Raw genomic sequence first — 24,565 nt, 5'->3', positions numbered from 1 at the left:
AGGCGTTCGACTAGGGCTTCATTACCTTGATTAATCAGTTTTGCAGAACCTAAGGCATAACCTATAAGCACTAAAACTATAAAAATGATTGGCTCCATATATACTCCTATTTAGCTTTTGGGAGAATTTAGTGTCAAAGATATGCTAATAGCTTGTCATATCTTTGAGTTTAATGTTTTGAGTCTGTAATTTTATGAACACCAGCAGCGATGTCTGATGTCGAATTGCTGCGTGTCTTGTACATATTCTGTAAGTGGGCTGTTTTGCGGAATGCGTAGAAGCTCTGCTTCTTGTCGTCAGACATCGCTATTAAAGCACCTTGATAAAATGCTGGCAAGGACTACTTTATCTAATCAACATTATTTATATTGACATCTTCAGACAGCTTGGACTTTAATTAAGTATATTCACATAGATTAACTAAATTATAGTAAAATTTATGATAATTTTTAAAACTTTAGTATAATCTGATTAAAATTGGCTTTAGCCATTAAAAATATAAAAATATTATAGGTCGGTTGTTAATCAGACTTATATGTTTAATTTTACTTTTTATAAAATTATAGTTTTTTGATCAAAACATCATGTTTTTTAGCGACTAATAGAACCTTTTTCCAGCAGATTACCAGCTAGTGTTTAGGTATTAGCGATTATGCCAAATGTGTTTACATTAGTGCTTTTTCGTAGAGAAGCTAGTAATTTTGGATGGGTTTATTAGGGATTGACATAGTACTAATTTTATTCAGTGGTAGAGTAATTGTCAAAATCAACTAGTATATAAAATTTATTTGTTGCTTTCGCCACATTAAGAGCCTGATATAAATTATTTAATGAAAGCAGAATAAACTTTCAATATCTGTATATATAAATCATATTTTACTAAATTCAGTGCCATTATTCTTACAAAATTTAAGCAAACTATGCCGCACCCCAAATTAGGGTGTAGATGAGTGACTTATTCTATGTACAGAAGGCGTTAAGGGGTTTATTTCAGTTGGATGGAACAAGCTAAAATCGCTGCCCATCAACCAAAATAAGCGCCTTTGTCAAACTTACAAGCCAGTATTCATCCAATCCTAAGACTCAGAATTATTAATGGTACGGCTATTACAAACATTCATCGCCTTTTCTACTCCCTGCTTGAGGCTTAGTTCAATACACTCAACCACGAACTGAAGTACAAGAGACATCTGCTGATTTTCTGCTGCGGAAAATCGCCCCAGCACATGAGAAACAGCATCAGAATCATCGTTGTTAGCTGCACCTTTGGGTTTACCAATACCGATTCGCAAACGGGGAAAGTTTTGGGTACTAAGATGTGCGATCGCACTTTTCATACCGTTATGTCCCCCAGCCGAACCAGATAACCGCAGACGAGTTTTTCCCAAGGGCAAATCCATATCGTCATAAATGACCAGCACTGACTCAGGCGGCAATTTATACCAACTCGTTACCGCTTGTATTGCTTGTCCTGAGCGATTCATATAAGTTAACGGCTTTAGCAAGCGAATCTTACCTCCACTTGGGGCCATACCCTCGCCATACTCACCCTGAAACTTGCGGTTTTCTGCTAAGGGAATGCGCCAAGAACGGGAGAGAGTTTCTACAGCAGCAAAGCCGATGTTATGGCGTGTTTGGTCGTACTTGCTTTCTGGATTCCCCAACCCGACAATTAGCTGGGGAATCACCAAAGCTGATTGCGTCGTCACAGCTTCTGTCATTTTGCCTACAGTCAATTGATATCTAGCACTCTCCTAACTAGGTTGGGAAGAACTGGCAGTATCCTGCTCAGATTTAGCAGGGTAGATTTGCTTAGGTTCCAATTCCGCAGTAGTCTTGACAGCTTCTTCTAACTGTTCTGCTTCTTTTTGAAACTCGTTTTGAAAATCTTTAGAAGCCTCTTGGAAACTACGAATTGTTTTGCCCACACTGCGACCAATCTCTGGTAGCTTCTTGGGGCCAAAGATTAACAATGCTACTACCATAATTACAGCCATTTCCGGCAGACCGATACCAAATATATTCATTTTTGTCTCCTGTAAACTATATGAACTACTACAGAAACTCAGATATTATTTAGTCTACTCAATGGTTAGTATGCACTGAGCATTGACAAAAAAACCCGGAAGAACCGGGTGTAACATAACTTGTTATCCAAACTTGATAGCTGTGTATCCTTTAGCGCCCTAAACTCCGCCAATCCACTACTACATCCTCAACCAACAGTGTTCTATTGTAAAGTTGCAGAATAATTAGCAGAAACACGAAAAATAGCAAGATAAAAACAGCCATCACAGGGGTAGTACCCCAACCTGGAGCCACTTTTCCATACTCAGAGTTCAGTGGTTTCAGGATATCTCCCAACCTAGTCCTTTGTGCCATAATTCACCTAATACTACTTGCCAAAGCTTTTTTTAATCTTCTGTAATATTCTATAAGAATAGCACTCATCATCTATTCCTCAATTATGGAACCCGCAATAGTTCTTAGCATTTCTGTGGCTGCCGTGGTAGTTGCCATCACCGGAATTTCGATTTACACCTCCTTTGGCCCACCTAGCAAGCAATTGAACGATCCGTTTGACGATCACGAAGATTAAATGAGTCATTAGTCATTAGTCAATGGTCTGTGGAAAACCACAACTGACTAATGACATAGCACTAGTTAATTACTCCAGCTTGGGATTAATCGCTGGTATCACCTTGAAACTGGCGATTTTCCAAGGTTGTATCGTCAAGATTTGTTGCTCAGATGAGAATTCAGTAGTAGAGGAACGCTCTAATAAATCTACTGTATCTCCTAGATTTAACCCTAAATCACTTTGCCAAGATAACTCAGCTATTTCTCCGTGACATTCATAACACCGCAGAATTAACTGCTGTGGGTTCTCTTCTGATGGCTTAAAGGCCATCAAGATTAAATTTTCAGCTGATAAATCTAGGAAACTCACCCCCAACCACTCTTTATCGGCAGACAGGGGAGAATTTTTATGTGGGTTTTGATTAACGGGATTCAATATCACTTGCAACGGTATATTCAATTCATAGCCACGCCGGACTGTATGGGCTGATTCCCAGCTACCAGCATGAGGATACAAGGTATATGTGAACTCGTGAAAACCTCTGTCAGCCTCTGAGTCTGGCCAATTAGGGCTGCGTAGCAGTGTCAAGCGCAGTTGATTTGGTTTGCTGTCGTAACCGTATTTACAATCATTCAGCAAACTAACTCCGTGAATACCCTCCTGTGTTTCTTCTGTCAAATCAGCCCAACGCAAAGCGGGAACTTCCCATTTTGCTTGTTCTGCGGGGGTTTGCGGTTTAGTTGGACGGCGAATCGCGCCACAGGGAATTTCGTATGTAGCAAAGTCTGCTTCAATATTCAAAGGAAAAGCAGCTTTTACTAATACATGATTTTCTTGCCAGTTGACAGTAGTAGCTATTTTCAGCAGAGGTGAACTAGCTGGCAAAATATAGTCTTGGTAAAATTCTGATTCACCCAACTGACGCACCACGCGTACACGACTTTGCACTGGGCCTTGTTCTAACCACTGAATAGATAGAAGATTTGTTGAGGGTAAAGGATGTTGAGCATAATTGGGGTCTATATTCCAAGCATCCCAATATTGACCACTGTCTTTAAAAGCTTGTAGTTGATTCCCCGCCCCACTCAAAACCTCTCGTTGATATGTTTTATCAAAAACACTTGATAAATCTCCAGTATCAGGATCTATGACAACTCGTAGGAATTCATTTTCTAAAATCCAGTCTGGGAGGAGCGGGGGAGATGAGGGGGATGGGGGAGATGAGGGAGATGAGGGGGAAAGCCAAAATATGCGGTAGCCAACGGGTGGAATTTCGGTGGCAAGAAATAGTAGGGTTGATAGTTTAGATAATTGGGAGACAAGCTGCTTTCCAGAAGCATCGTAAATGTGCCATTCCTCTGGCGTGGGTAAGGCTACAGAGACTACCTCAGAGCGTTGCCAATTGAGAGAATTGAAAACGAAAATAGGCAAACTATTGGGTTTTGGTGGTTCTGATAAGGTAATGTGAGATGCGATCGCTAAAAGTGATTCCTGTAATATCTTCGTTCCCATTTGTTCCACTTGCTGCCATTGGGGCAACGCATCTGTGTAAACTTGGGTAATTGAAGAACCAGGTAAAATATCGTGAAACTGTTGAAATAGCACCTGCTTCCAAGCTGCTTCGATTTCTGCTTTAGGATATGTCACACCACAGCTTACGGTTGCCAAAGTAGCAAATAATTCAGCTTCATACAATAAATTTTCACAACGACGATTCCAGCGTTTTTGATCTGCGTGTGTAGTGTAGCAACCTCGGTGGAATTCTAAGTATAGTTCGTCATTCCAGGTGGGGAAGGGAGGGGAGGCAGGGGAAGAATCATAATTATTAACAGACGCGATGAATCGCGTCTCTACAATTTGCTTTAAATATTTTTCAGCCGTTGTAAATTCGATATCTGGGAAAAAAGGCGACTTTTGCCAGCGTTGGGCGGTTTCTAACATATCACGGGTGGGGCCACCGCCGTGGTCGCCGACACCGGGAAGCCAGAGGGATTCTGGTAAACCAGTTTGGGATTGCCATTCAAGAGCGTAGGATGCCATTTTAACTGGGTCAATGCTTTCACCGATGGGTGCAGACATCAAACTAAAGACTTCACTGCCGTCAGGCGATCGCCACCAAAAAGCCCCATAATCAAATTTAGTAGTATCATTCCACCGCAACTTCTGCGTGACAAAATACTCAATTCCGGCATTAGCGAAAAACTGCGGTAAAGTGGCACAAAAACCAAAAGAATCTGGAACCCACACCACAGTTGAAAGCTTACCAAATTTTTCCTGAATGTAGCGCTGACCATACAATAGCTGACGGACTATTGATTCACCAGAAATCAAGTTGAGTTCTGGTTCCACCCACATTCCGCCGACAACTTCCCAACGTCCAGCAACTACCTGTGCTTGAATTGCCCTGAATAAATCCGGGCGATGTTCTTCAATCCAAGCATAAAGTGCGGGAGTCGAATGACAGAAAATTAACTCAGGAAAATCTGCTTGTAACTTCAAAACCGACTCAAAAGTGTTTTGCGCCGCATTCCAAGTTTCACTCACAGGCCATAGCCATGCTAAATCTAAGTGAGCATGACCCAATAAGAAAATTTTAGATTTTTGATCCCCCCAACCCACGCCACTTGCTCCACTTGGGGAGACCCCAAGACCGCAGTGGCTCCCCTTTAAAAGGGGGGCTAAGATATCGGATTGAATTAGGTTTTGGCGTAGAGATAAAAACGACTTTACGAACTCTCCTTTTTCTTCCTTCGCGTTCTTGGCGTCTTGGCGGTTCGTAACCTCCCCCACCATCGCTGCCAAAACATCCAACTTCTGTGGCGCAAACTTTTCCAAATAAAGTTGCACTACAGCTAACTCATCAGCCACAAAACCCGGATCGGGATTATTATCAACAGTAGACTGATAAACTAGGAGCGATCGCACTAAAGCACCATCACAATGCCCTGGACTCACTAACCGCAAAGCCACAATAAACTCTTCCCCTGGCGTCACCCCTTGACCCAGAAGCACTCTAGGCGAACAATCAAATAAATCACCCTCCAGCACTAACTCCCCATTTACATAAATCTCAGCAGAATCTGCCCACCAAACCAGCGCCAGCCGCAAAGATAACCCAGCTAAGGAATAGCCCTGTAAATCTTGGGGAACCACCACTCTTTGCACTAGCCATAACACTTTTTTCCCGCCTGTCCAAGCGATATGTTCTTTAGCATTCAACTGGACAGGTTGCCAATGAGACAAATCAGCAGCTACAACATCAGTAATAATCAGGTCAGATTCCTGGTATACCCAAGTAGACTGGAGATTAACTTGACAAAAAGAGCGCAGTTGCTCAATTGCTTGTGAGATTATTTTGGTCTGGGATTGAGAGACAGTCGGGGTCATATATTCGCTAAGATGAGGTGTTGGTCGTTTTTATTGTTTGGCGCGAGTCTCACAACTTATACAAGACTTGAACTAAAAAATTACTACTATGTCTTCTGGTTCCTCTGGGCGTTATCAAAGCAGACTATTTAACTTTGTCCACCAGCAATCTCGGCGGGTGACACAACAGTGGGAACACACCTTCCGGCATATGCAAGTTGCTACTAAGTGGGGTGTGGAGGTACTACTTTACCCAGTGTATCTACTGTTTCAGTCATCTGAATCATCTGGAAAAACGCTACAGACCAAAGAACCACAAACTAGACTAAAGTTACAACCAAATGATACCGATTTCCAGCCCGAAATTCCAAATGTTGATAGTCCGATTCAACATGTACTAGAGGCAGTCAATTATCTGTCATCTAATGAAGCCACTTCTACTCCTGCAAAAACAGTTGAATCTTTCAAACCCTTGGCTTTATTGGGAGTTTTACGGCTGAAATTCGCTGATAATAAGTCTACAAATAATGCTAATTTTACTCAATTATCAAGTATTACTGAGAATCAGAGCGGAAGTCTCAACCCTTTACAGCTAGAAAATGCTCTCAATCAGCATCTTCCAGTAGTACGGGGAATTGCCACAAATTTAATGGATCGTAGTTTAGTACTTGTTACTGCCGACAATGAAATTCTAGATATTTTGACACCCCAGCAGCAAGCAATACTAGAAGACCGAATTATTAACGAAGTTGCTAATTATTGGAAGTTTTGGCGATTGATTATAGCTAAAAAAGAAACGGAGCTATTACCACAAATCAACCATTTATTAGCAAAACTAACTGATGAAAATACAGCTAAAAATTCACTTTTAGCCGAGGGTATACCAAAAAATTTACTTAATACAGATAAATTATTAGCATTTCTAGATATAGCCTTTGCTAAATTGGAATTAAATGCTTTAGTACCTGTGCAAGAACGTAGCCAAGAAATTGTCCAAGTTGCCCAAACTCAGTTAAATATATTTCTTTATGGGAAAGAGCAATTAGCTGCTAGAGGAGAAATTACAAGCAATGGTGACGGTTTAGAAACTCATACACGGAATCTTCAGGCTTTGATTGAAGCAGCGCTTAATTACTTTTTTGGTGTTGGGAATAGAAAAATACTTGAATCAACAACTAGTGATAAGCCATCGCAAGGTAAACTATCATCATCACGCTTTAGAAAGTTTTTGTCCAAAAGCTCTCAGTTGGAAAACCAGGATTTAACAGATGATCCTTGGCTAACATGGAATGATTTATTTGGCGACACGGAAACCATTACTCAAAAGCCAATTACACTTTCTGGGAAGACAAATCCTGCTTTAGCCTCAAGTTTATCAGCAGGACATTTTCCACAAAATAATTTAACTATAAAACAACCTAAAGTTGGATCTGGTTTGGCGCGAAGAAGTCAAAAAACATCTAGAGTTGCTTCTGCAAAACAAACTCGAACTAGCATTTCCCAAAGTAAAAGTGAGAGTCGGAAAGGGGAAATTTTACACCAGCAATTTCACCAAAGCACTCAAGTTGAGGCGCAGCCAGACTGGATAGAAACTAAAGCAACTTCAATAGGTTACGAGAAGCACCCTTTAGAGCAACTTCTGGAATGGGTTGATTATGTTATGCTCTGGCTAGAAGAGAGATTTGTAAGGATTTTTCAGTCGTTACGGCAACTATGGCAGGGGAAATAATTCGTAATTTGTAATGACGCTCCTACGTCGCTACCGCTACGCTAACCTAATTCGTAGTTAAGATTCTTTAGATTTAATCTGGGTTTACAGGTTAACATCTTGTAGCTTGATTTGGGATTGTTTGTATAAATCGGTAGATATTTTTTAAAAAACTATTATAATGTTTACAATTTTTCAATTAAAGGATAATTTGAATTATCTATAATGTTATTGGTGGTTGTCTAAGTGAAAATTATTGTTTACTGTAAATATTTCAATTTCAAAAACCCACTAGATAAACCAAAAATTGAGACATTTGTAGTGAATGTGCCTCAAGTTCCTAAAATAGGTGAAACAATTGTAGTCGAAAGAATTTCACCCCAAAAGCAATTTGTAATTATTTTTGAATATATTGTGACAGCAGTGCAATTCAACGCTTCTAGAGAATCGGCTGACTCAGCAGATGCTCAGGTAAACGCATTTTTAAATCACTGTTGGGAGGGAACATCAAATTTCAAAGTTACAAACTTTTTAGAGCAATAAACCATCATCACAATATGTGATTGAGGAAATAACGTAGCAATTTAGCTCCTGTTGGTTATTAATAATTAGTTGACATGTTAGTAGCTTGCTGGGAAAATATGTAAAAAACTAACCCTATGATTGACCATAGCGATCGCGTCGTGTCTCGTAGAGAAGGCAGATTTCAAGGTGTTGGAGGACTTGACCTATATTACCAAAGCTGGCATCCAGAAGGTAAAGTACGGGCAATATTAGCGATTGTGCATGGACTTGGAGGGCACAGCGATCGCTACAATAATATAGTTCAGCATTTGATACCCAAACAATATGCTGTCTACGCCTTCGATTTACGTGGTCATGGACGCTCATCGGGTCAGCGAGGCTATATCAACGCTTGGAGTGAGTTTTGCGAAGATTTAGGAGCCTTTTTACAGTTAATTCAGACTCAGAATCCTGAATGCCCAATTTTTCTTTTGGGTCATAGTTTAGGCGGGGTGATTGTCTTAGATTATATTCTGCGCCATCCTCAACAAGCATCAGTTTTGCAAGGTGCGATCGCTTTAGCGCCAAGCTTGGGGAAAGTTGGGGCTTCACCTATTCGGGTGCTTTTAGGAAAAATGCTCTCGCGGGTGTGGCCGCGTTTTACCCTGAATACAGGCATTGACATCAGTGCTGGTTCACGAGATCAGCAAGTTTTAGCCGCATTCGCTCAGGATACACTGCGGCATACCCTTGCTACTGCCCGTCTGGCTACAGAATTTTTTGCAACACTTGATTGGATTTATGCTCATACAGCTGATTGGCAATTACCATTGTTGATTCTCCACGGTGGTGCAGACCGAGTTGCTTTACCTGCGGGAAGTGATATCTTTTATCAACGCGTAAACTGCACAGATAAGCTGAGAATCGAGTATCCGGGAGCCTATCATGAAATTCAGAGTGACCTTAATTATCGAGAGGTAATGGCTGATTTGGAAGATTGGTTGGAGCGACATCTACCACCCCAGACGGCACAGTTAGGACGCGGAAGCGGTGAGTTAGAGTTTCCTGGTTCTTAGCATTCCCTCTTTAAAGCAAAGAGCCTACGCACAGCAGTAGCCAGATTATCTTGGAAGCCCCCACCAAAATCGGGAGGGACGATTTAGTGGTGGGAGATGTCACAGAGGAATTAGTTTCTACCTTTGAAAGAATTTAGCCATTCTTGAACTTGCTCGCGGGCAATATCGCGCCCCCCAAGACCAAAGGCTAGGGCAATAGCAACTGCGATCGCACCAAGTAAAAGTCCAAAGGCTAAATTCACAATATCACTAGCAACTCCAATCTGTTGCAGTGCCATTGCAGAAACTAAGGTAATGATGGCAATCCGTGCTACTTGTCCCAAAATTTGGGCTTGGCGGTCGCCAGAACTGGTAATGATATTAAAAGCGAGATTTGCCAGGAATAGACCAATGGCAAATATCACCAATCCTGCTAGAATACGCCCGAATATGATTACAATTCCAGACACTAATGCTGTCAAGGCTGGAATATTCAAGATATTCACTGCCGCCACCGTTGCAAACAGCATAATACCCACTAAGGCAACAATGCCTGCAATTTCCGATGGCGTGCGGGTTGGAATCGGGGGGGTTGTTGATTCTGTTGAAACTACGATTCGTCTGCTGGGTGTTGTCAGACCCAAAATAGTGAAAATGTTATTAAATCCTAAATTGGTGAGGATACTTGTAACCAAATCCGCGATAAACCGCCCCACGAAATAGGCAACAATCAAAATTGCCACGGCTGTAAAGATGGCAGGGAGGGCGTTAAGAACCTGTTGTAGCATAGCGATCGCAGGCATAGAGATCGCATTAATTTCTAGAGCATTGAGGGCTGCGATCGCCACAGGAATCAAAATCAGAACATAGACAATTGTGCCGATAATATTCGATAGAGGTTGCACCCCCGCAGCCGCAGATAATCCCAACCGACTACCTAAATGGTCAATGCCAGTTGTCGCTAGCAAGTTTGTTACAATCCGCCGCACCACATTAGCTATGAACCAGCCAACTACAGCAATTAGCACCGCCGCTAAAATGTTCGGCAGAATTAGCAGAACTTCTGTAATGAGAGCTTGTACTGGTTGTAGAGCCTGCCTGAGTTCGAGAGTATCTAAAATTGGGGCGAGAAACAGTAAAAATATAAACCAATACAGAGCATTACCAATCGTCTCACTCAGAGACAACTGATTGAGGCTGGGTGCGCTGTCTTGTGGTTCTGGATTCAAACGCTCATCCAGATTAAATGCCTGTAATGAGCGCACAGTAATAATCTTCACAATGGTCGCCAAAAACCAGGCGGTTACCAAAAGGATTCCCGCACCAACCAACTTTGGCAAAAAGCCAATAAGTTGATTGAGAAAATTATTGAGAGGTCGAGACGCTACCTCTAAATCTAATGCCTGTAAAACAGCTACTGCCGTCAGTAGAATAATGCTCCAAAATACTAAGCTGGAGATTAATTTTTCTACTTGGGGAACATCTTGACGACCTGTTACCCCTGCGGCAATGCGGTTATCTATATTTGTGCGATTGAGAATTCCTCGCGTCAGCGCGGCTACGCCGAAGGCAATTAGCAAACCTACTAACAAAATTGCCACTGCCCCCAGCAGACGGGGTGTAAACAGAATTAACTGTTGAATAATACCTTGTACATCAGCGATTCCTTGATTCACTGCTGGTGGTGTCAGGTACATGTTGGGCGATTGTGCCAAAAATTGCTGCACCTTCGTAGACAAAGCAACTCCTATCACCTGGGTTATTCCTTGCCAAGTTGTGTTCATGGTTTTCGGGAATTAAGCTTAAGTATTCGCCGCAAACACTGAGTCAGTGTTTTTCCTATCAATTTACCAGTAAAAACATATATATAGGACTCATATTTGATTATTGAAATATACGTAGGGTGCGTTACGCCAAAGGCTAACGCACCGCCCAAAGGTTAGGTGCGTTAGGCTACGCCATAACACACCCTACTTGCTACTTAGATTTTTTCAGAAATCAAATCATAGTCCTATATATATATTGATATCAAGACTAATTTGATTGAATGACAGTGGGCATTGGGCATTGGGTATGGGGAAGAGGACTTGGATACAACGGGAAGGGAAAGACTTGTTGCAAGTTCTCACCTCTTGTCCCCTCATCCCCCACTCTCTACTCCCTATTCCCCATTCCCCAGAATTTTGCGTTACTCTAATTGCAGCAACAGCATCAGAGATTTTTAATGTCTCAAGTTTTGTCACAATCGATTCAAATTAATGCTACAGCTACGGTGGTGGAGCGCTGTATTAGCGATTTAGCTCTCATGCATCGCTGGCTCAACCCCGTTCTCCGTTGCGAACCTGTGGGTGAAACTTGGAGTACTGATGTTGGCAGTAAAAGTCGTTTTATCATTCAAATTCCTCTACTGAAACCCACATTGAATAGCATAGTTGTAGAACGACAACCGGGTTTGCTAGTTTGGGAATTTCAGGGATTTTTTCAAGGACGCGATCGCTGGGAATGTCAGCCAACAGAAAAGGGAACACTCCTACTCAACCGCTTTGAGTACGATATCCCTAACCCCTTAGTTAGTTGGGGTTTCAACACCTTTGCCGCATCTTGGACAAAAGAAGATATGCAAGCCCAACTACGCCGCCTCAAACGAGTAGCAGAACAACAAAATTAGTCATTGGTCATTTGTCATTGGTCATTCTCCCTCATCTCCACCCCCTACCCATCTTTCCCCAATTCGCTAAGTAGCCGCCGAATCACAGATGCATCCTCAGCATCGGGAACTTTTGCTAAATAATTTTGTAAGTCGTCTACGGCTTGGGGGTAGTAACCGAGTTGATAATAGATCAGACCGCGATCGCGTAACTCTAAAGTTAAACCAGGAAACAGCAACAAAATTCGTTCAACTGCTGCCAGCGTTTTTTCTAACTCTTGCTGTTTGAGGTAAATAAATTTAAAATTTGTCAGCATCCGTGCCAAAAATTGCCGATTACTGACTACAGCTAAAAATTCTGGTTGTAGCGTCACAGGTTGCTGATAAAGTTGAGACAGTCGTTCTTCGCAATCTTGGGCAAATATTATTTCACCGCCATTGAAGGCATCGACAAAAATCTCTATATCTTCAATATCTGGGCGGATTAGGAAATGTCCTGGCATCCCCACACCCACCATCGGGAAATCGATCCGTCGAGCAACCTCCAGATAAACTAACGCCAAGCTAATAGGAATCCCTAGCCGACGGTCAATTACATCATTAAAAAAGCTGTTACGCGGGTCGTAATAGTCAATTTGGTTACCAGAAAATTTTAAATCTTCGTAAAGATATTGGTTAATACTTTGAACCATCCGCAAAGGATATCGTGAATCAGGCAGGCGTTCTTGAAGCTCCCATGCCATTGTATCAAGGGCGTTGAGATACTCCTCTGGGTCTAGCTTGGGATATTCTTCTTGTGCAATATATAAAGCTGCCTTTGCTAGGTCAATGTGTTCGTCAGACTGTTGAATCTCCTGATAAAAATATTGTCGTGCTGACGAGAAATTCATAAGCTGTTGCTTGGTGGAAGTGTGAGGATGAAGCGAGAGCGGCTTGGCTAAACTGAAAAATAGTTTTTTGTACCTATTTTTATATTAGGGATATTCAGAAGATTTGGAAATCTAGTTTGTGCATAAGTTTCATGGCATTAATCTATCCAAGGAATGAGAATAGGTTAATGTAGCTCCTATTTGTTGACAAATATGCATGTTTATAGTATTTTGTCAAGCTATATTATAAAAAATGTAGAAACGTATAATATAAAGCTATTAAGCAGCATTAATTGACTCATATTACTGATTGATTAGATTCCGAAATGGCGTTGAGAGGATATGTAGTAACTATTTGAATAAATGGTATAAAGCTGCTCTTTCTGCGATCGCTAGAGAGAGCAGATTTTTTATGTAAGCTTCCCCAATGTGTATTGAGCCAGCAAATACACTGGCAATACAATTTTTAGCTCAATATCAACGAATAAGCGTTAGCGTTCGCGGAGCGTCTCGTAGAGAAGCTCGCCACAGGCATCGCTACCCTAAGTTTTTAAACTGACGTTGTGTTACTAGTAAATTTTTATGTGTAATTATTACTACTAAATAATTTAAGCATAATTACGTTGATAAACTTATCTTAAAGCAACAATTTAAGTTTGCAAAACTTTAGTCAATTATTTAATTGATACTGCGTATATAAGTCGCATTCTATCTAAATTTTAAGTGTTATTTATTCTAATTTGGAATGTAATGTTTATGTGAATACACGCAAAATTTCTAGCCAATAAAAAAAATTGCCACTAATCTAAGTAAATACGCAAGTGAGGAAAACACAGATAAGAACCTCCTTAAATAACTAGAAGATAAAAGCTACTTTCAAAACTTTAGTTATTTTTACTAGTGCTTATATCTGCGATCGCCAGACACAGCATTTTTTTGTGTTGACACCTACTAACGCTTGTACCGCTATTTAAGCGGCTTCAACCAAAGCGATGGCTCCGCCAACGCCAAGGGCGAACGCGACTTAAAATGAGCTTGGTGAAAAACTAGGGTGTTAACTGGATAAAGAAAAAGCATCCCTTTGTCTAGACAAGCTTTTCAGAATGAGGGTTACGGCTAAAACAGCCAAGCTGCTTTTTAAGGAATTACTAAGGGAGTTATGTCCCCGTCCGGTGCTACAGTGAAAGGTGACATTGCTTAATCTTATGTCTTCTCCGACCGTATCTGAAATATAGCTTCAATCATTAGGCGCAGCATGGTCACAACCGCAGAAAAAACAAACATTGGCTACATTACTCAAATCATTGGCCCAGTTGTAGACGTTAAATTTCCCGGCGGGAAATTGCCACAAATCTACAACGCTTTGAAAATCGTTGGCACCAACGAAAGTGGACAGGAAATCAACATCACCGTTGAAGTACAGCAACTGCTGGGCGACAACCAAGTGCGGACTGTTGCGATGAGTTCCACCGAAGGCTTAGTGCGCGGTTTTGAAGTCACCGATACAGGCGCTCCCATTACCGTACCAGTTGGTAAAGCCACTTTGGGCCGGATTTTCAACGTCCTTGGCGAACCTGTGGATAACAGGGGGCCTGTAAATGCTGAGGCAAGCTTACCCATCCACCGCTCTGCTCCCAAATTCACCGACCTAGAAACCAAACCTTCGGTGTTTGAGACTGGGATTAAAGTTGTTGACCTTCTGACTCCCTATCGACGCGGCGGTAAGATTGGTCTGTTCGGCGGTGCTGGTGTTGGTAAGACCGTGATCATGATGGAATTGATCAACAACATCGCTACCCAGCATGGTGGAGTATCCGTATTTGCTGGCGTGGGTGAGCGCACCCGTGAAGGCAATGACCTCTACAACGAAATGATTGAGTCTGGGGTTATCAATAACGAGAACCTCAACGAATCAAAAATTGCTCTAGTCTACGGTCAAATGAACGAACCACCCGGAGCCAGAATGCGGGTTGGTCTTTCGGGATTAACAGTAGCAGAGTACTTCCGGGATGTGAACAAGCAGGATGTGCTGCTGTTTATTGACAACATCTTCCGATTTGTGCAAGCAGGTTCGGAAGTATCAGCGCTACTAGGTCGGATGCCTTCTGCGGTAGGATATCAGCCCACATTGGGAACCGACGTAGGTGAACTGCAAGAGCGGATTACTTCGACAACAGAGGGTTCCATTACCTCCATTCAGGCGGTGTACGTCCCTGCGGATGACCTCACCGACCCCGCACCTGCAACCACCTTCGCCCACTTGGACGGTACAACAGTGCTGTCTCGCGGTTTGGCATCTAAGGGAATTTACCCCGCAGTTGACCCCCTTGGTTCCACTTCCACCATGCTCCAGCCAAATATTGTAGGTGAAGAACACTACAATACTGCGCGGGCAGTGCAATCAACTCTGCAACGTTATAAAGAACTCCAAGACATTATCGCCATTCTCGGTCTAGATGAATTGTCTGAAGAAGACCGTCTAATCGTGGCGCGGGCGCGGAAAGTTGAGCGCTTCTTGTCTCAGCCGTTCTTTGTAGCAGAAGTATTTACCGGTTCTCCTGGTAAGTATGTGAAGTTGGAAGACACCATCAAAGGCTTCCAAAAAATTCTGTCTGGTGAGTTGGATGCTCTGCCAGAACAGGCTTTCTACTTAGTTGGCGATATTAACGAAGCGATCGCTAAAGCTGAAAAAATCAAAGGTTAGTCTTAGTCATTGGTCATTAGTCATTGGTCATTAGTCATTAGTTCAAGTGCTAATGGCTAATGGCTAATGGTAAAAGACAAGTGACAAGTGACGAAGGACAAAGGACAAAAGACAAATGACATTAACCGTTCGTGTAATTTCCCCAGATAAAACAGTATGGGATGCCCCAGCTGAAGAAATAGTTTTGCCTAGCACCACTGGTCAACTAGGTATCCTCACTGGACACGCACCACTTTTGACTGCTTTAGATACTGGTGTAATGCGAGTTCGCGCCGCTAAAAATCAGAATTGGGAAGCGATCGCCCTTTTGGGTGGCTTTGCCGAAGTCGAAGAAAATGAAGTAACAATTCTGGTTAACGGCGCTGAACGTGGCGACAAAATTAACCTTGATGAAGCCCGTACTGCTTACAACCAAGCAGAAGCTCGTCTAAGTCAAGTGTCAGCAGACGATCGCCAAGCCCAAATTCAGGCAACTCAAGCCTTCAAACGCGCTCGCGCTCGGTTTCAAGCGGCTGGCGGTTTGGTCTAATTTTACTTTCTATTTCAACTTTGTAGGTTGGGTAATGTCCAACCTACAAATTATTTATTAAAAAGAACTTAGGAGTCAGGAGTCAGAATTCAGTATTAAGTCTGTATAATATACTAAATTTTCTCCGTAAATGGATGGAGTATTCTGAATTCTGGCTCCTTGATTATTAAATTTTAAAAAAATTACGTCAAGTTTAAGAAATCGAGCCAAGCCTTAGTGAAGTGTTAACTTAGCTAATTAGTTGCCCAGATGGGCACAGATTATGAAAAGCTTTTCATCTTTACTTGGTACTCGTAAACAAAATAAGGTAGTTCGTCTCGCAGCATCTATCGTAGCAACGTTAGCGATCGCTGCGCCAACGTCTCTGACCAACGCTGGAAGTATCCACTCTGCCAATGCGGCTCCTGTAAAAACAACTACTGCATCAGTCCAGCTAAATCAGACCAAACCAAATATTGCCCAGTTACAAATTAGCAAGACTCAATATCAAACTGCTGGAATTGATCCTGTTGTACTGGTTCCAATTCTACTTGTTGGCGGTTTAGTTATATTCGTCCCCCTATTCTTTGGCGGACTTGTAGTAATTGGCGAACGTGAAGTAGGCATTGTAGTTAGGAAATTTACCCTTTCCGGGCGCGGACTCCCTGCCGGCAGTTTGATTGCGCTCAACGGCGAAGCTGGCTTGCAGGCAGATACTTTAGCTCCTGGTTGGCACTGGGGCTATTGGCCTTGGCAGTATTCTGTAAAGAAAGAATCGGTAATTGTGGTTCCCCAAGGGGAAATCGCTTTGATTGTGGCGGCAGATGGCGCATCCAACCCACCAGAGCGGATTTTGGGTAAAATTGTCGGTTGCGACAACTTCCAAGATGCTCGAAAATTCCTCACCCAAGGCGGGGAAAAAGGGCGGCAAATGGGTTTTCTCACAGCTGGTACATACAGGATTAACACTGCCCTGTTTAAAGTCATCATGGCATCGAATGCTAGCGTTCATGGTATGACTCCAGAACAGTTGCGGGTTTACAGTCTGGCATCTGACAAAGTTGGTATTGTTACTACCTTAGATGGTGTCCCAATTTCCGCTGGTGAACTTGCAGGCCCCATAATTGAGGGACACAACAACTTCCAAAATGGTCAGAAATTTATTAATGGCGGGGGGCGGCGAGGCTTACAAGAACAAACCTTGCTTTCTGGTTCTTGGAACTTGAATCCTTGGTTTGTCCAAGTTGAACAAGTGCCGATGACTGAAATTCCCATTGGATATGTGGGTGTGGTAATTTCTTTCGTGGGTAAAGCACATCAAGATGTCAGTGGTGCAGCTTTCACCCACGGGAACTTGGTGAATCAGGGACATAAGGGCGTGTGGGTCGAACCGCTATATCCTGGTAAGCACCCGATTAATTCCCGGATTATGAAGATTGAACTAGTACCAACGACCAACATTGTTTTAAACTGGTCAGGTCGGACTGAACGCCACAGCTATGATGCTAAACTGGCTTCTTTAACAGTGCGATCGCGTGATGGGTTTGCCTTTGATTTGGAAGTAGCGCAAATTATCCATGTGGGTGCTTTAGATGCTCCGAAGGTAATTTCTCGCGTTGGTGCAATGCAAAATCTAGTAGACCATGTATTAGAACCAACTATCGGTAATTATTTCCGCAACTCAGCCCAAGATTATACTGTATTAGACTTTCTCACCGCTCGGAGCGAGCGACAATCTGAGGCTGCTGAGTATATTAAAACAGCATTGCGGGCTTATGACGTGCAAGCGATCGACACCCTCATTGGTGATATTTTGCCACCAGCGTCGTTAATGCAGACACAGACAGACCGAAAAATTGCCGAAGAAGAACGCAAAACTTATGAAGTCCAGCAGATGGCGCAAACCCAACGGCAGCAGCTTGTCCGGGAAACGGCACTCGCTGATATCCAGCAAGAAATGGTAAAATCAGAGCAGAGTGTACATATTGCTGACCTAAAAGCCCAAGCCCAAATTAAGCAGGCGAACGGTGAAGCCGAGGGGACAAAACTCCGGGCAATTGCTGAGGCTGAAGGTATTCGAGCCACAGGTAATGCCAAAGCTGAAACCTACCGCACTGGTGTGGAAGCCTTGGGGCCACAAGGTTATACAGCAATGCAACTAATGCAGATTATAGGCGATCGCAATGTCCGTTTGATTCCAGATGTCTTAGTTGGCAGTAACGGCAGCAATAACGGTTTAGTAGATGGGCTACTATCTATGATTTTATGGAATCAAACTGGTAAGGGTGAATTGACCCCAACATCTTTGCATCCACAACCAGTAGTTAGCAAAGGACAACCAACCACAGACAATGGTCTCCCACCGATAGTTGTGAATTTTCCTGTAGATAAGTAACATCAGGAATATGAGGTAGGGGCATAACATTGTTCTGCCCTTACAAAAAATAGACGACAGTATCTTATTGTGGGCATTTTGCCCACCTTGTAGGTAGATAAATTTTGCTTTTACAAGAACGTTATCGTTTAATCAAGCAGATTGGTAAAGGGGGATTCTCTAAAACCTTCCTCGCTGTAGATGAGGGTGAGTTTCCTCCAATTCCTTGCGTCGTTCAAGAATTATCGCAAGAATACGAGACTTCTATTACTTTTGGGCAAAAGGCGCAACAACTAGAAAAATTAGGGAAGCATCCGCAAATTCCCGCATTACTAAATTATTTTCAGCAAGATGGGCATTTCTATTTAGTGCAGGAGTTTATTGCAGGCACTAATTTAGCTCAAGCGGTTGAGGAAGAAGGCGCTTTTAATGAAACTCAGATTTGGCAACTTTTAGAAGATGTGTTGCCAGTTTTTCAGTTTATTAGCGATCGCCACATCATCCACCGCGATATTAAACCCCAAAATATCATCCGTAGATCCCCAATTACCAAGAAGGGAAATTTCGTCATAGTCGATTTTACCACTGCGAAAATCGTCACAGAAATTGATCGGCTAACATCTGAAACCAGTATCGGTAGTCCAGAATACGCTGCACCAGAGCAAGCGAGAGGAAAAGCGGTTTTTGCTAGTGACTTATATAGCTTGGGTGTAACTTGTATTTACTTACTTACTCAGATTTCTCCCTTTGATTTATTTGATATTGCTAATGATTGCTGGGTTTGGCAACAATATCTTACTACCAAAGTTAGCGATGTCTGGCGACAAGACTCAAAGAGTCTATGCTTGGTGCAAATTCTCGACAAGCTGCTGCAAAACGCTGTTAACCGCCGCTTTCAATCGGCTGATGAAGTTATGCAAGCAATGGGTATCGAATATAAAACTCAAAATTTGAAATTACTAAATCCTCCTTGGCGATGCTTGCATACCTTAACTGGGCATTCTGGGACATTAAGTGGTGTGAATGCCCTTGCCATTAGTCCTGATGGTTACACTTTAGCTGGTGCTAGTGATGACAAAAACATCAAATTGTGGGATTTAAATACTAAAAAAGTCCTAGCTAGCTTATCAGGACATTCTCAAGCTGTAAAATCAGTTAGCTTCAGTCCAAATGGAAAAATTCTGGCAACTGCTAGCGATGATAAAACTATCAAATTGTGGCAGGTTGAGACATTAGAGGAAATCTGCACCCTCTTGGGACACGCACACGCTGTAAAATCAGTTGCTTTCAGTCCAGATGGGCAGATTCTCGCTAGTGGTAGCTGGGATAAGACAATCAAACTCTGGGATGTCAATACTGGCAGAGAAATTTGCACTATAGCTGGACACCAATTAAAGATAAATTCAGTGGCATTTAGCCCCCAAGGACAGCTTTTAGCCAGCGCTAGTTATGACAGAACAATTCGCCTGTGGCAGATACCAACAGGAGGCAGGGGAGCAGGGAGCAGGGAGCAGGGGGATATGAATAGTGCTGAGTTAAAAGACTATTCACAAGGGGCGGAGAACATTTCCCTTTTCCCCCTGCCCCCTGCCCCCTGGCCTCCTGTTGAAAACCGCCCATGCTATAGCTTGTTAGGCACCCTTTCGGGTCATGCATGGGCGGTTTTGACAGTCGCTTTTAGTCCTGATGGTCGAATTTTGGCGACGGGTAGTGATGATAACACTATTAAATTGTGGGAGGTAAACACTGGTCAGCTAATTTGCACACTTGTAGGCCATTCTTGGTCTGTGGTGGCTGTGGCTTTTACTGCCGATGGCGAAACACTCCTAAGTGCAAGTTGCGACAAAACAGTTAAACTTTGGAGGGTAAGCACAGCAGAAGAGATTGTTACTCTCTCTGGTCATATAGACTCAGTATCTGCTGTTGCTGTGAGCAAAGTTACACAATTAATTGCAAGTGGCAGCCGGGACAAGACTATCAAACTGTGGCAGCTTGTAGAACAGGACAATAGCTAATTTTGTAATATCAAGCGCTACCTGTGAAGGCAACTTCAGGAAATTTCAATTGAGCTTCTGCCATTGGACGGTTTCTGCCTTCCTCTTGCCAGTAGTTAATCACTTCCGTTGCTTTATTAAGCAACTCGACACGATCCACATCAGTAATCCAATGTTTGGACTCTAATTCCTTTTTTAACTCTTCCCAGGCATCATTTCTGGGCCAAAAAAAGTACTTAGTCAAGGGACTGGTGCCTTTGCCGACAATTTGATCGACTGCTAGAGCAACGTTTTCGTCTAACCACAGAATTTTCAAAATAAACTTGGTCAATCACACCTCCGGGAATTTCCGGGCATTACTGAACTAGGATAGCGATCGCTTATTTTAACGCAATACCATATCAAATGACCAAACAGTGATTGAGAATGGTCTACCATAAGGTTTAGTCGGCGCTAACTAAAAATGCTTATGACTGCCCAACTGCCTCAACCTCAAACAACATCTGGTTCAGATGAGCAAGATTTTTACCTGTGGATTCAAACCACGGCAGAACTTGACCTTGATTTTTTAGCTAATCCATGAGCGCATTATGATGATGTAAAACTCTTTTGCTTCCTACCCCATGACTCAACCAACTTCTGCAAAAGCGATCGTTGTTTTCGATATTGATGGCGTTGTGCGCGATGTTAGTGGTTCCTATCGCCGGGCGATCGCAGATACCGTAGAATATTTTACAAACACAGCATATCGGCCAACCCCACTGGATATTGACCAGCTGAAGTCTGAAGGTGTGTGGAATAACGATTGGGAAGCATCGCAGGAATTAATTTACCGCTACTTTGAAACCCAAGGACAGACCCGCGAACAACTGCAACTAGATTACAGTGCGATCGTTGCATTTTTTCAATCCCGCTACCGAGGCTCAGATCCAAATAATTTTACTGGGTATATCTGTAATGAACCTTTATTATTACAACCTAGCTATTTAGAACAACTTACCCAAGCCGGGATTGCCTGGGGATTTTTTAGCGGTGCAACTCGTGCTTCCGCCAACTATGTATTAGAAAAACGGCTGGGTTTGAAATCTCCGGTGTTAATTGCGATGGAAGATGCGCCAGGAAAACCTGACCCCACTGGACTTTTCGCTACAGTTCGTGAGTTAGATAATGGAATTGAGCAAAAATTAGCTGTAGTCTATGTGGGAGATACGGTAGCAGATATGTATACCGTCGAGAAAGCACGGAGTCTAGATTCTGCTCACACTTGGATTGGTGTAGGGGTTTTACCGCCCCATGTCCAGGAAACAGCAGCGTGTAGTGATGCATATAGCGAGACATTGCTAGCAGCAGGAGCAGATGTAGTTTTGCGTAATGTGCAAGAATTGACTCCAAGCCAGATTCAAGAATTGGTGAGTTCATCTGCCCAATCTGTGGTCTAAGATTAATCAAGCTAGGGGTGCATGAATAACTGGCTGATAAGAATCTTGCTTTAATCACTGGGAGATTAATAAAAATGTCTGCACTTAAACTGCCTAACGGGCCCCAAACTCACCCTTGGATACAGATGTATCAGTGGCTTACTAATCCCTTGGAATATATAGAAGCGTGTACTAAACGTTATGGTGATATCTTCACCCTCCAACTTGGATCAAATTTTGCTCCTCAAGTCTTCATTAGCAATCCCCAGGCAATTCAGCAGATTTTTACTACAGACCCAAAACAGTTAGACTCTGGTGCATCAGCAGGGATTAAAGCGCCTTTATTAGGACAGCAATCATTACTGTCGCTAGATGGAAAGCCTCATCAGCGACAACGAAAGCTGTTGACACCCCCCTTGCACGGCGAACGAATGTTGGCTTATGGTGAGTTAATCCGTGAAATCACAGAGCAAGTAACTAATCAGTGGCAGGTTGGAGAAACTTTTACAGTTCTGCCGTGTATGCAAGAAATCTCTTTCCAAGTGATTTTGAAGGCTGTATTTGGTCTAGAAGATGGGCCACGTTACAAGAAACTCAGCAAACTCCTAATTGAAATCCTAAATCCCAAAGTCCCTTTACTAAGAACAGTTCTGCTTATTTTCCCATCACTGCGACAGGATTTAGGAGCGTGGAGTCCCTGGGGGAAATACTTGCGTTTACGGCAGCAAATCGATCAACTCATCTACGCCCAAATTCAAGAACGCAAAGCACAACCCGATCTATCTGGTACTGATATTTTATCTTTGATGATGGCTGCTCGTGATGAAGCGGGAGAGCCGATGACAGACTTGGAATTACGTGATGAACTGATGACTCTATTAGTGGCGGGTCACGAAACTACTGCAACTTCGTTATCATGGGCGCTGTACTGGATTCATCATCAGCCGCAGGTGCGGGAAAAACTGCTGCAAGAATTAGATAAGTTAGGTGAAAAACCAGATGCAAACGCTATTTTCCGATTGCCTTATTTGAATGCTGTCTGTTCTGAAACGCTACGCCTTTACCCAGTGGCAACGTCGGCACTAAATCGATTGGTTAAATCACCGCTACAAATTGGGGGATACAACTTTGAGCCTGGGACTATACTAATTCCCTCTATTTATTTGACCCATCATCGAGAAGATTTATATCCTGAGTCGAAGCAATTTAAGCCAGAGCGTTTTCTGGAACGGCAATTTTCTCCTTATGAGTATTTACCCTTTGGTGGCGGAAACCGTCGCTGTATTGGAATGGCATTTGCCTTGTTTGAGATGAAACTGGTGTTGGCAACAGTGCTGTCTCACTGGGAGATGGAACTGGCTGATAGCAAACCAGTGCAGCCAGTACGTAAGGGTTTGCTATTTAGCCCAGCAGGTGGTGTGCAGATAGTGGTGAAGGGGAGACGCCAGCAAAATCAGGTAGTTCGAGAGACTAGTTTTGTTTAGAAAGTTTGAAATAATATGAGAGAGGGTGGGAGCGATCGCAAATAGCCTCTTAGGCTCGATTAGATAAAACAGGTTTACCGCTAGACACTACCTGTTCGATAATATCAACCGCTCGACTCACTCCACCTGCTCTGTCTATGACTGCTTGTAACTTAACTGCATTCTGTTTATAAGAATCTTCCTTCAATACCCGCTTAATGGCGTTTCTGAGGTTGGAAACGTTCAACTTTGCTAGAGGTACAACTTCACCAGCCCCCGTCCAAGCCAAACGCGCTGCGACTCCTGGTTGATCGTTGGTAATAGGAATGGCAACCATAGGCACACCATTAAGCAGTGATTCCAAAGTAGTATTTAGTCCCGCATGAGTGATTGTGAGACTGGCTTTTTTCAGTAATTCCAGTTGCGGTGCGTATTTGACCACCAAAGGTTCTCCAGGAAGGCTTGGTAGCAATTCTGGGCTGAGAGCGCCTCCCAAAGAAATCACAAGTTGAGTATCTAACCCCACACAAGCTTCTGCTATACACTGAAAAATCTCCACCTGGCGATTTTGTAAGGTTCCCATCGAAGCGTAAATTAGGGGTTGTCCAGTCAACTTTTCAAATGGGAAATATACAGATTCTCGACTGGCTGAATTAATAAAGGGACCTGTGAAATGAAAGCACTGCGGCAAATGTTGCCTTGGGAATTCAAACTCAGCAGGCTGTTGACTGAGTTGAGCTAGTTTGGAATAGTAATCGTTGGGGCTAGAGTAGAGTGGCAACTTCCACTGCTGACGATATTCATTCACTAAATTTTTAAAAGGTTGTGAGAGGTACGAAATTAGAGAGTAGCCCATTTGGTTCCGCAAGTATCCCAACCATGAGGGTTTATAACTCCAGTTTGTAAAGAGAGGGGGAATGTTAGTTTCTCTATTAAACAGCAGGGCATTACACACACTAATAAACGGAATACTCAGGTATTCTGCAACAGATTCACACCCTCGCGCTACCTGATCCACCAAAAGCGCATCTACACCAGCTACTTTGATGATGTGAGGCAATTCACGAAGGTTCATAGCAGCTACCTGTTGCACAAATTGGATTGAGTAGCGCATCGCACTAAGCCCACTTAATTTCCCTAACTCAGCATATCTTTGGGACATTGAACCTATGGGAAATTCAGACTCCCCAATTAAATGGCAGTTTAGTCCGGCTGAGAGTACCTTTTGCTGGGAATCAGGAACCTGGAAAAAGGTGACTTTATGACCACGCTTTTGAAGTTCACATCCCAATGCAATCATGGGAGTGATGTGACCTGTTTCTGAAGGAGAGGGAATACCAAAATGAGTCATTTGCGCGTTTTTACTATGCAACC

20 protein-coding genes and 1 pseudogene are annotated in these 24,565 nt (G+C 42.8%); 11 read left to right on the top strand and 10 right to left on the bottom strand.

The window, feature by feature from the left end; translation table 11 throughout:
* From V7K25_RS23485 to psbH, 5 genes and pseudogenes are all read right to left on the bottom strand, one after another.
* A pseudogene (locus V7K25_RS23485) lies at positions 1-98 on the bottom strand (paraslipin); the annotation flags it as partial.
* Between the two features lie 71 nt (positions 99-169).
* Entirely contained in the window at positions 170-304 is a 135-nt protein-coding gene (locus V7K25_RS23480) for a hypothetical protein (RefSeq protein WP_335161074.1), read from the bottom strand.
* 772 nt (positions 305-1,076) lie between these two features.
* Positions 1,077-1,721 carry an aminoacyl-tRNA hydrolase gene (gene pth / locus V7K25_RS23475; protein WP_335161072.1) on the bottom strand — a complete coding sequence of 215 codons (645 nt, stop codon included), beginning with the start codon at positions 1,719-1,721 and terminating at the stop codon, positions 1,077-1,079.
* 33 nt (positions 1,722-1,754) lie between these two features.
* Positions 1,755-2,027 carry a TatA/E family twin arginine-targeting protein translocase gene (locus tag V7K25_RS23470; protein WP_229468263.1) on the bottom strand — a complete coding sequence of 91 codons (273 nt, stop codon included), beginning with the start codon at positions 2,025-2,027 and terminating at the stop codon, positions 1,755-1,757.
* 151 nt (positions 2,028-2,178) lie between these two features.
* Complete coding sequence (gene psbH, locus V7K25_RS23465) at positions 2,179-2,382, bottom strand: photosystem II reaction center phosphoprotein PsbH (RefSeq protein ID WP_109011888.1); 204 nt, start codon at positions 2,380-2,382, stop codon at positions 2,179-2,181.
* Between the two features lie 85 nt (positions 2,383-2,467).
* Here psbH and psbN point away from each other — a divergent pair, with 85 nt between their 5' ends.
* Positions 2,468-2,599 (top strand): photosystem II reaction center protein PsbN, encoded by a 132-nt coding sequence (psbN, locus tag V7K25_RS23460; protein WP_100901201.1) that lies wholly within the window; start codon positions 2,468-2,470, stop codon positions 2,597-2,599.
* A gap of 69 nt (positions 2,600-2,668) precedes the next feature.
* Here the strand turns inward: psbN and V7K25_RS23455 are convergent, their stop codons facing one another.
* Positions 2,669-5,968: an alpha-mannosidase gene (locus V7K25_RS23455; protein WP_335161070.1), complete on the bottom strand. Its 3,300-nt coding sequence runs from the start codon at positions 5,966-5,968 to the stop codon at positions 2,669-2,671.
* A gap of 88 nt (positions 5,969-6,056) precedes the next feature.
* Here V7K25_RS23455 and V7K25_RS23450 point away from each other — a divergent pair, with 88 nt between their 5' ends.
* The 3 genes from V7K25_RS23450 to V7K25_RS23440 all read left to right on the top strand — a co-directional run bounded on the left by V7K25_RS23450 (position 6,057) and on the right by V7K25_RS23440 (position 9,235).
* Positions 6,057-7,676, top strand: a complete 1,620-nt coding sequence (locus V7K25_RS23450) for a hypothetical protein (protein WP_335161067.1) — start codon at positions 6,057-6,059, stop codon at positions 7,674-7,676.
* A 225-nt stretch (positions 7,677-7,901) separates the two neighbouring features.
* Positions 7,902-8,198, top strand: coding sequence for a hypothetical protein (locus V7K25_RS23445; RefSeq protein ID WP_335161065.1), 297 nt, complete (start codon positions 7,902-7,904; stop codon positions 8,196-8,198).
* A gap of 116 nt (positions 8,199-8,314) precedes the next feature.
* The gene (locus V7K25_RS23440; RefSeq protein ID WP_335161063.1) at positions 8,315-9,235 is read left to right on the top strand and encodes an alpha/beta hydrolase; all 921 of its coding nucleotides are present in this window, start codon (positions 8,315-8,317) and stop codon (positions 9,233-9,235) included.
* A gap of 110 nt (positions 9,236-9,345) precedes the next feature.
* Here the strand turns inward: V7K25_RS23440 and V7K25_RS23435 are convergent, their stop codons facing one another.
* Positions 9,346-10,998 (bottom strand): mechanosensitive ion channel, encoded by a 1,653-nt coding sequence (locus tag V7K25_RS23435; RefSeq protein WP_335161061.1) that lies wholly within the window; start codon positions 10,996-10,998, stop codon positions 9,346-9,348.
* A 440-nt stretch (positions 10,999-11,438) separates the two neighbouring features.
* Between V7K25_RS23435 and V7K25_RS23430 the strand changes: the two genes are divergently transcribed.
* On the top strand, positions 11,439-11,882 hold the full coding sequence (locus V7K25_RS23430) for an SRPBCC family protein (RefSeq protein ID WP_335161059.1): 444 nt from the start codon (positions 11,439-11,441) through the stop codon (positions 11,880-11,882).
* 44 nt (positions 11,883-11,926) lie between these two features.
* Here V7K25_RS23430 and V7K25_RS23425 read toward each other — a convergent pair whose 3' ends face one another.
* On the bottom strand, positions 11,927-12,751 hold the full coding sequence (locus V7K25_RS23425) for a SirB1 family protein (protein WP_335161057.1): 825 nt from the start codon (positions 12,749-12,751) through the stop codon (positions 11,927-11,929).
* 1,234 nt (positions 12,752-13,985) lie between these two features.
* Here V7K25_RS23425 and atpD point away from each other — a divergent pair.
* The 4 genes from atpD (at position 13,986) to V7K25_RS23405 (ending at position 20,331) form a co-directional block, all read left to right on the top strand.
* The gene (gene atpD, locus V7K25_RS23420) at positions 13,986-15,434 is read left to right on the top strand and encodes a F0F1 ATP synthase subunit beta (RefSeq protein ID WP_335161055.1); all 1,449 of its coding nucleotides are present in this window, start codon (positions 13,986-13,988) and stop codon (positions 15,432-15,434) included.
* A gap of 115 nt (positions 15,435-15,549) precedes the next feature.
* On the top strand, positions 15,550-15,963 hold the full coding sequence (atpC, locus tag V7K25_RS23415; RefSeq protein ID WP_335161053.1) for an ATP synthase F1 subunit epsilon: 414 nt from the start codon (positions 15,550-15,552) through the stop codon (positions 15,961-15,963).
* 262 nt (positions 15,964-16,225) lie between these two features.
* Positions 16,226-18,337: an SPFH domain-containing protein gene (locus V7K25_RS23410; RefSeq protein ID WP_335161051.1), complete on the top strand. Its 2,112-nt coding sequence runs from the start codon at positions 16,226-16,228 to the stop codon at positions 18,335-18,337.
* A gap of 104 nt (positions 18,338-18,441) precedes the next feature.
* Positions 18,442-20,331, top strand: coding sequence for a serine/threonine-protein kinase (locus tag V7K25_RS23405; protein ID WP_335161049.1), 1,890 nt, complete (start codon positions 18,442-18,444; stop codon positions 20,329-20,331).
* A gap of 10 nt (positions 20,332-20,341) precedes the next feature.
* On the opposite strand, the gene V7K25_RS23400 is transcribed toward V7K25_RS23405, so the two are convergent.
* Positions 20,342-20,641: a 30S ribosomal protein PSRP-3 gene (locus tag V7K25_RS23400; protein WP_069071048.1), complete on the bottom strand. Its 300-nt coding sequence runs from the start codon at positions 20,639-20,641 to the stop codon at positions 20,342-20,344.
* Between the two features lie 292 nt (positions 20,642-20,933).
* Between V7K25_RS23400 and V7K25_RS23395 the strand changes: the two genes are divergently transcribed.
* Together V7K25_RS23395 and V7K25_RS23390 are read left to right on the top strand one after the other, a co-directional pair.
* A complete protein-coding gene (locus V7K25_RS23395; RefSeq protein ID WP_335161047.1) occupies positions 20,934-21,749 on the top strand; it encodes a TIGR01548 family HAD-type hydrolase in 816 nt (271 codons plus the stop codon).
* Between the two features lie 74 nt (positions 21,750-21,823).
* The gene (locus V7K25_RS23390; protein WP_335161045.1) at positions 21,824-23,212 is read left to right on the top strand and encodes a cytochrome P450; all 1,389 of its coding nucleotides are present in this window, start codon (positions 21,824-21,826) and stop codon (positions 23,210-23,212) included.
* A 49-nt stretch (positions 23,213-23,261) separates the two neighbouring features.
* Here the strand turns inward: V7K25_RS23390 and V7K25_RS23385 are convergent, their stop codons facing one another.
* The gene (locus V7K25_RS23385) at positions 23,262-24,542 is read right to left on the bottom strand and encodes a glycosyltransferase (protein ID WP_335161043.1); all 1,281 of its coding nucleotides are present in this window, start codon (positions 24,540-24,542) and stop codon (positions 23,262-23,264) included.
* Positions 24,543-24,565: the final 23 nt, after the last annotated feature.

This window comes from Nostoc sp. (genome assembly GCF_036919495.1).
Classification (GTDB): domain Bacteria; phylum Cyanobacteriota; class Cyanobacteriia; order Cyanobacteriales; family Nostocaceae; genus Nostoc.
This window is presented reverse-complemented; position numbering and strand designations above follow the sequence as displayed.

What these genes read in the sequence shown, in the direction of transcription:
- V7K25_RS23480 (WP_335161074.1), bottom strand. Translation starts at nt 304, where the DNA reads ATGTCTGACGACAAGAAGCAGAGCTTCTACGCATTCCGCAAAACAGCC.
- pth (WP_335161072.1), bottom strand. Translation starts at nt 1,721, where the DNA reads ATGACAGAAGCTGTGACGACGCAATCAGCTTTGGTGATTCCCCAGCTA.
- V7K25_RS23470 (WP_229468263.1), bottom strand. Translation starts at nt 2,027, where the DNA reads ATGAATATATTTGGTATCGGTCTGCCGGAAATGGCTGTAATTATGGTA.
- psbH (WP_109011888.1), bottom strand. Translation starts at nt 2,382, where the DNA reads ATGGCACAAAGGACTAGGTTGGGAGATATCCTGAAACCACTGAACTCT.
- psbN (WP_100901201.1), top strand. Translation starts at nt 2,468, where the DNA reads ATGGAACCCGCAATAGTTCTTAGCATTTCTGTGGCTGCCGTGGTAGTT.
- V7K25_RS23455 (WP_335161070.1), bottom strand. Translation starts at nt 5,968, where the DNA reads ATGACCCCGACTGTCTCTCAATCCCAGACCAAAATAATCTCACAAGCA.
- V7K25_RS23450 (WP_335161067.1), top strand. Translation starts at nt 6,057, where the DNA reads ATGTCTTCTGGTTCCTCTGGGCGTTATCAAAGCAGACTATTTAACTTT.
- V7K25_RS23440 (WP_335161063.1), top strand. Translation starts at nt 8,315, where the DNA reads ATGATTGACCATAGCGATCGCGTCGTGTCTCGTAGAGAAGGCAGATTT.
- V7K25_RS23435 (WP_335161061.1), bottom strand. Translation starts at nt 10,998, where the DNA reads ATGAACACAACTTGGCAAGGAATAACCCAGGTGATAGGAGTTGCTTTG.
- V7K25_RS23430 (WP_335161059.1), top strand. Translation starts at nt 11,439, where the DNA reads ATGTCTCAAGTTTTGTCACAATCGATTCAAATTAATGCTACAGCTACG.
- V7K25_RS23425 (WP_335161057.1), bottom strand. Translation starts at nt 12,751, where the DNA reads ATGAATTTCTCGTCAGCACGACAATATTTTTATCAGGAGATTCAACAG.
- atpD (WP_335161055.1), top strand. Translation starts at nt 13,986, where the DNA reads ATGGTCACAACCGCAGAAAAAACAAACATTGGCTACATTACTCAAATC.
- atpC (WP_335161053.1), top strand. Translation starts at nt 15,550, where the DNA reads ATGACATTAACCGTTCGTGTAATTTCCCCAGATAAAACAGTATGGGAT.
- V7K25_RS23410 (WP_335161051.1), top strand. Translation starts at nt 16,226, where the DNA reads ATGAAAAGCTTTTCATCTTTACTTGGTACTCGTAAACAAAATAAGGTA.
- V7K25_RS23395 (WP_335161047.1), top strand. Translation starts at nt 20,934, where the DNA reads ATGACTCAACCAACTTCTGCAAAAGCGATCGTTGTTTTCGATATTGAT.
- V7K25_RS23390 (WP_335161045.1), top strand. Translation starts at nt 21,824, where the DNA reads ATGTCTGCACTTAAACTGCCTAACGGGCCCCAAACTCACCCTTGGATA.
- V7K25_RS23385 (WP_335161043.1), bottom strand. Translation starts at nt 24,542, where the DNA reads ATGACTCATTTTGGTATTCCCTCTCCTTCAGAAACAGGTCACATCACT.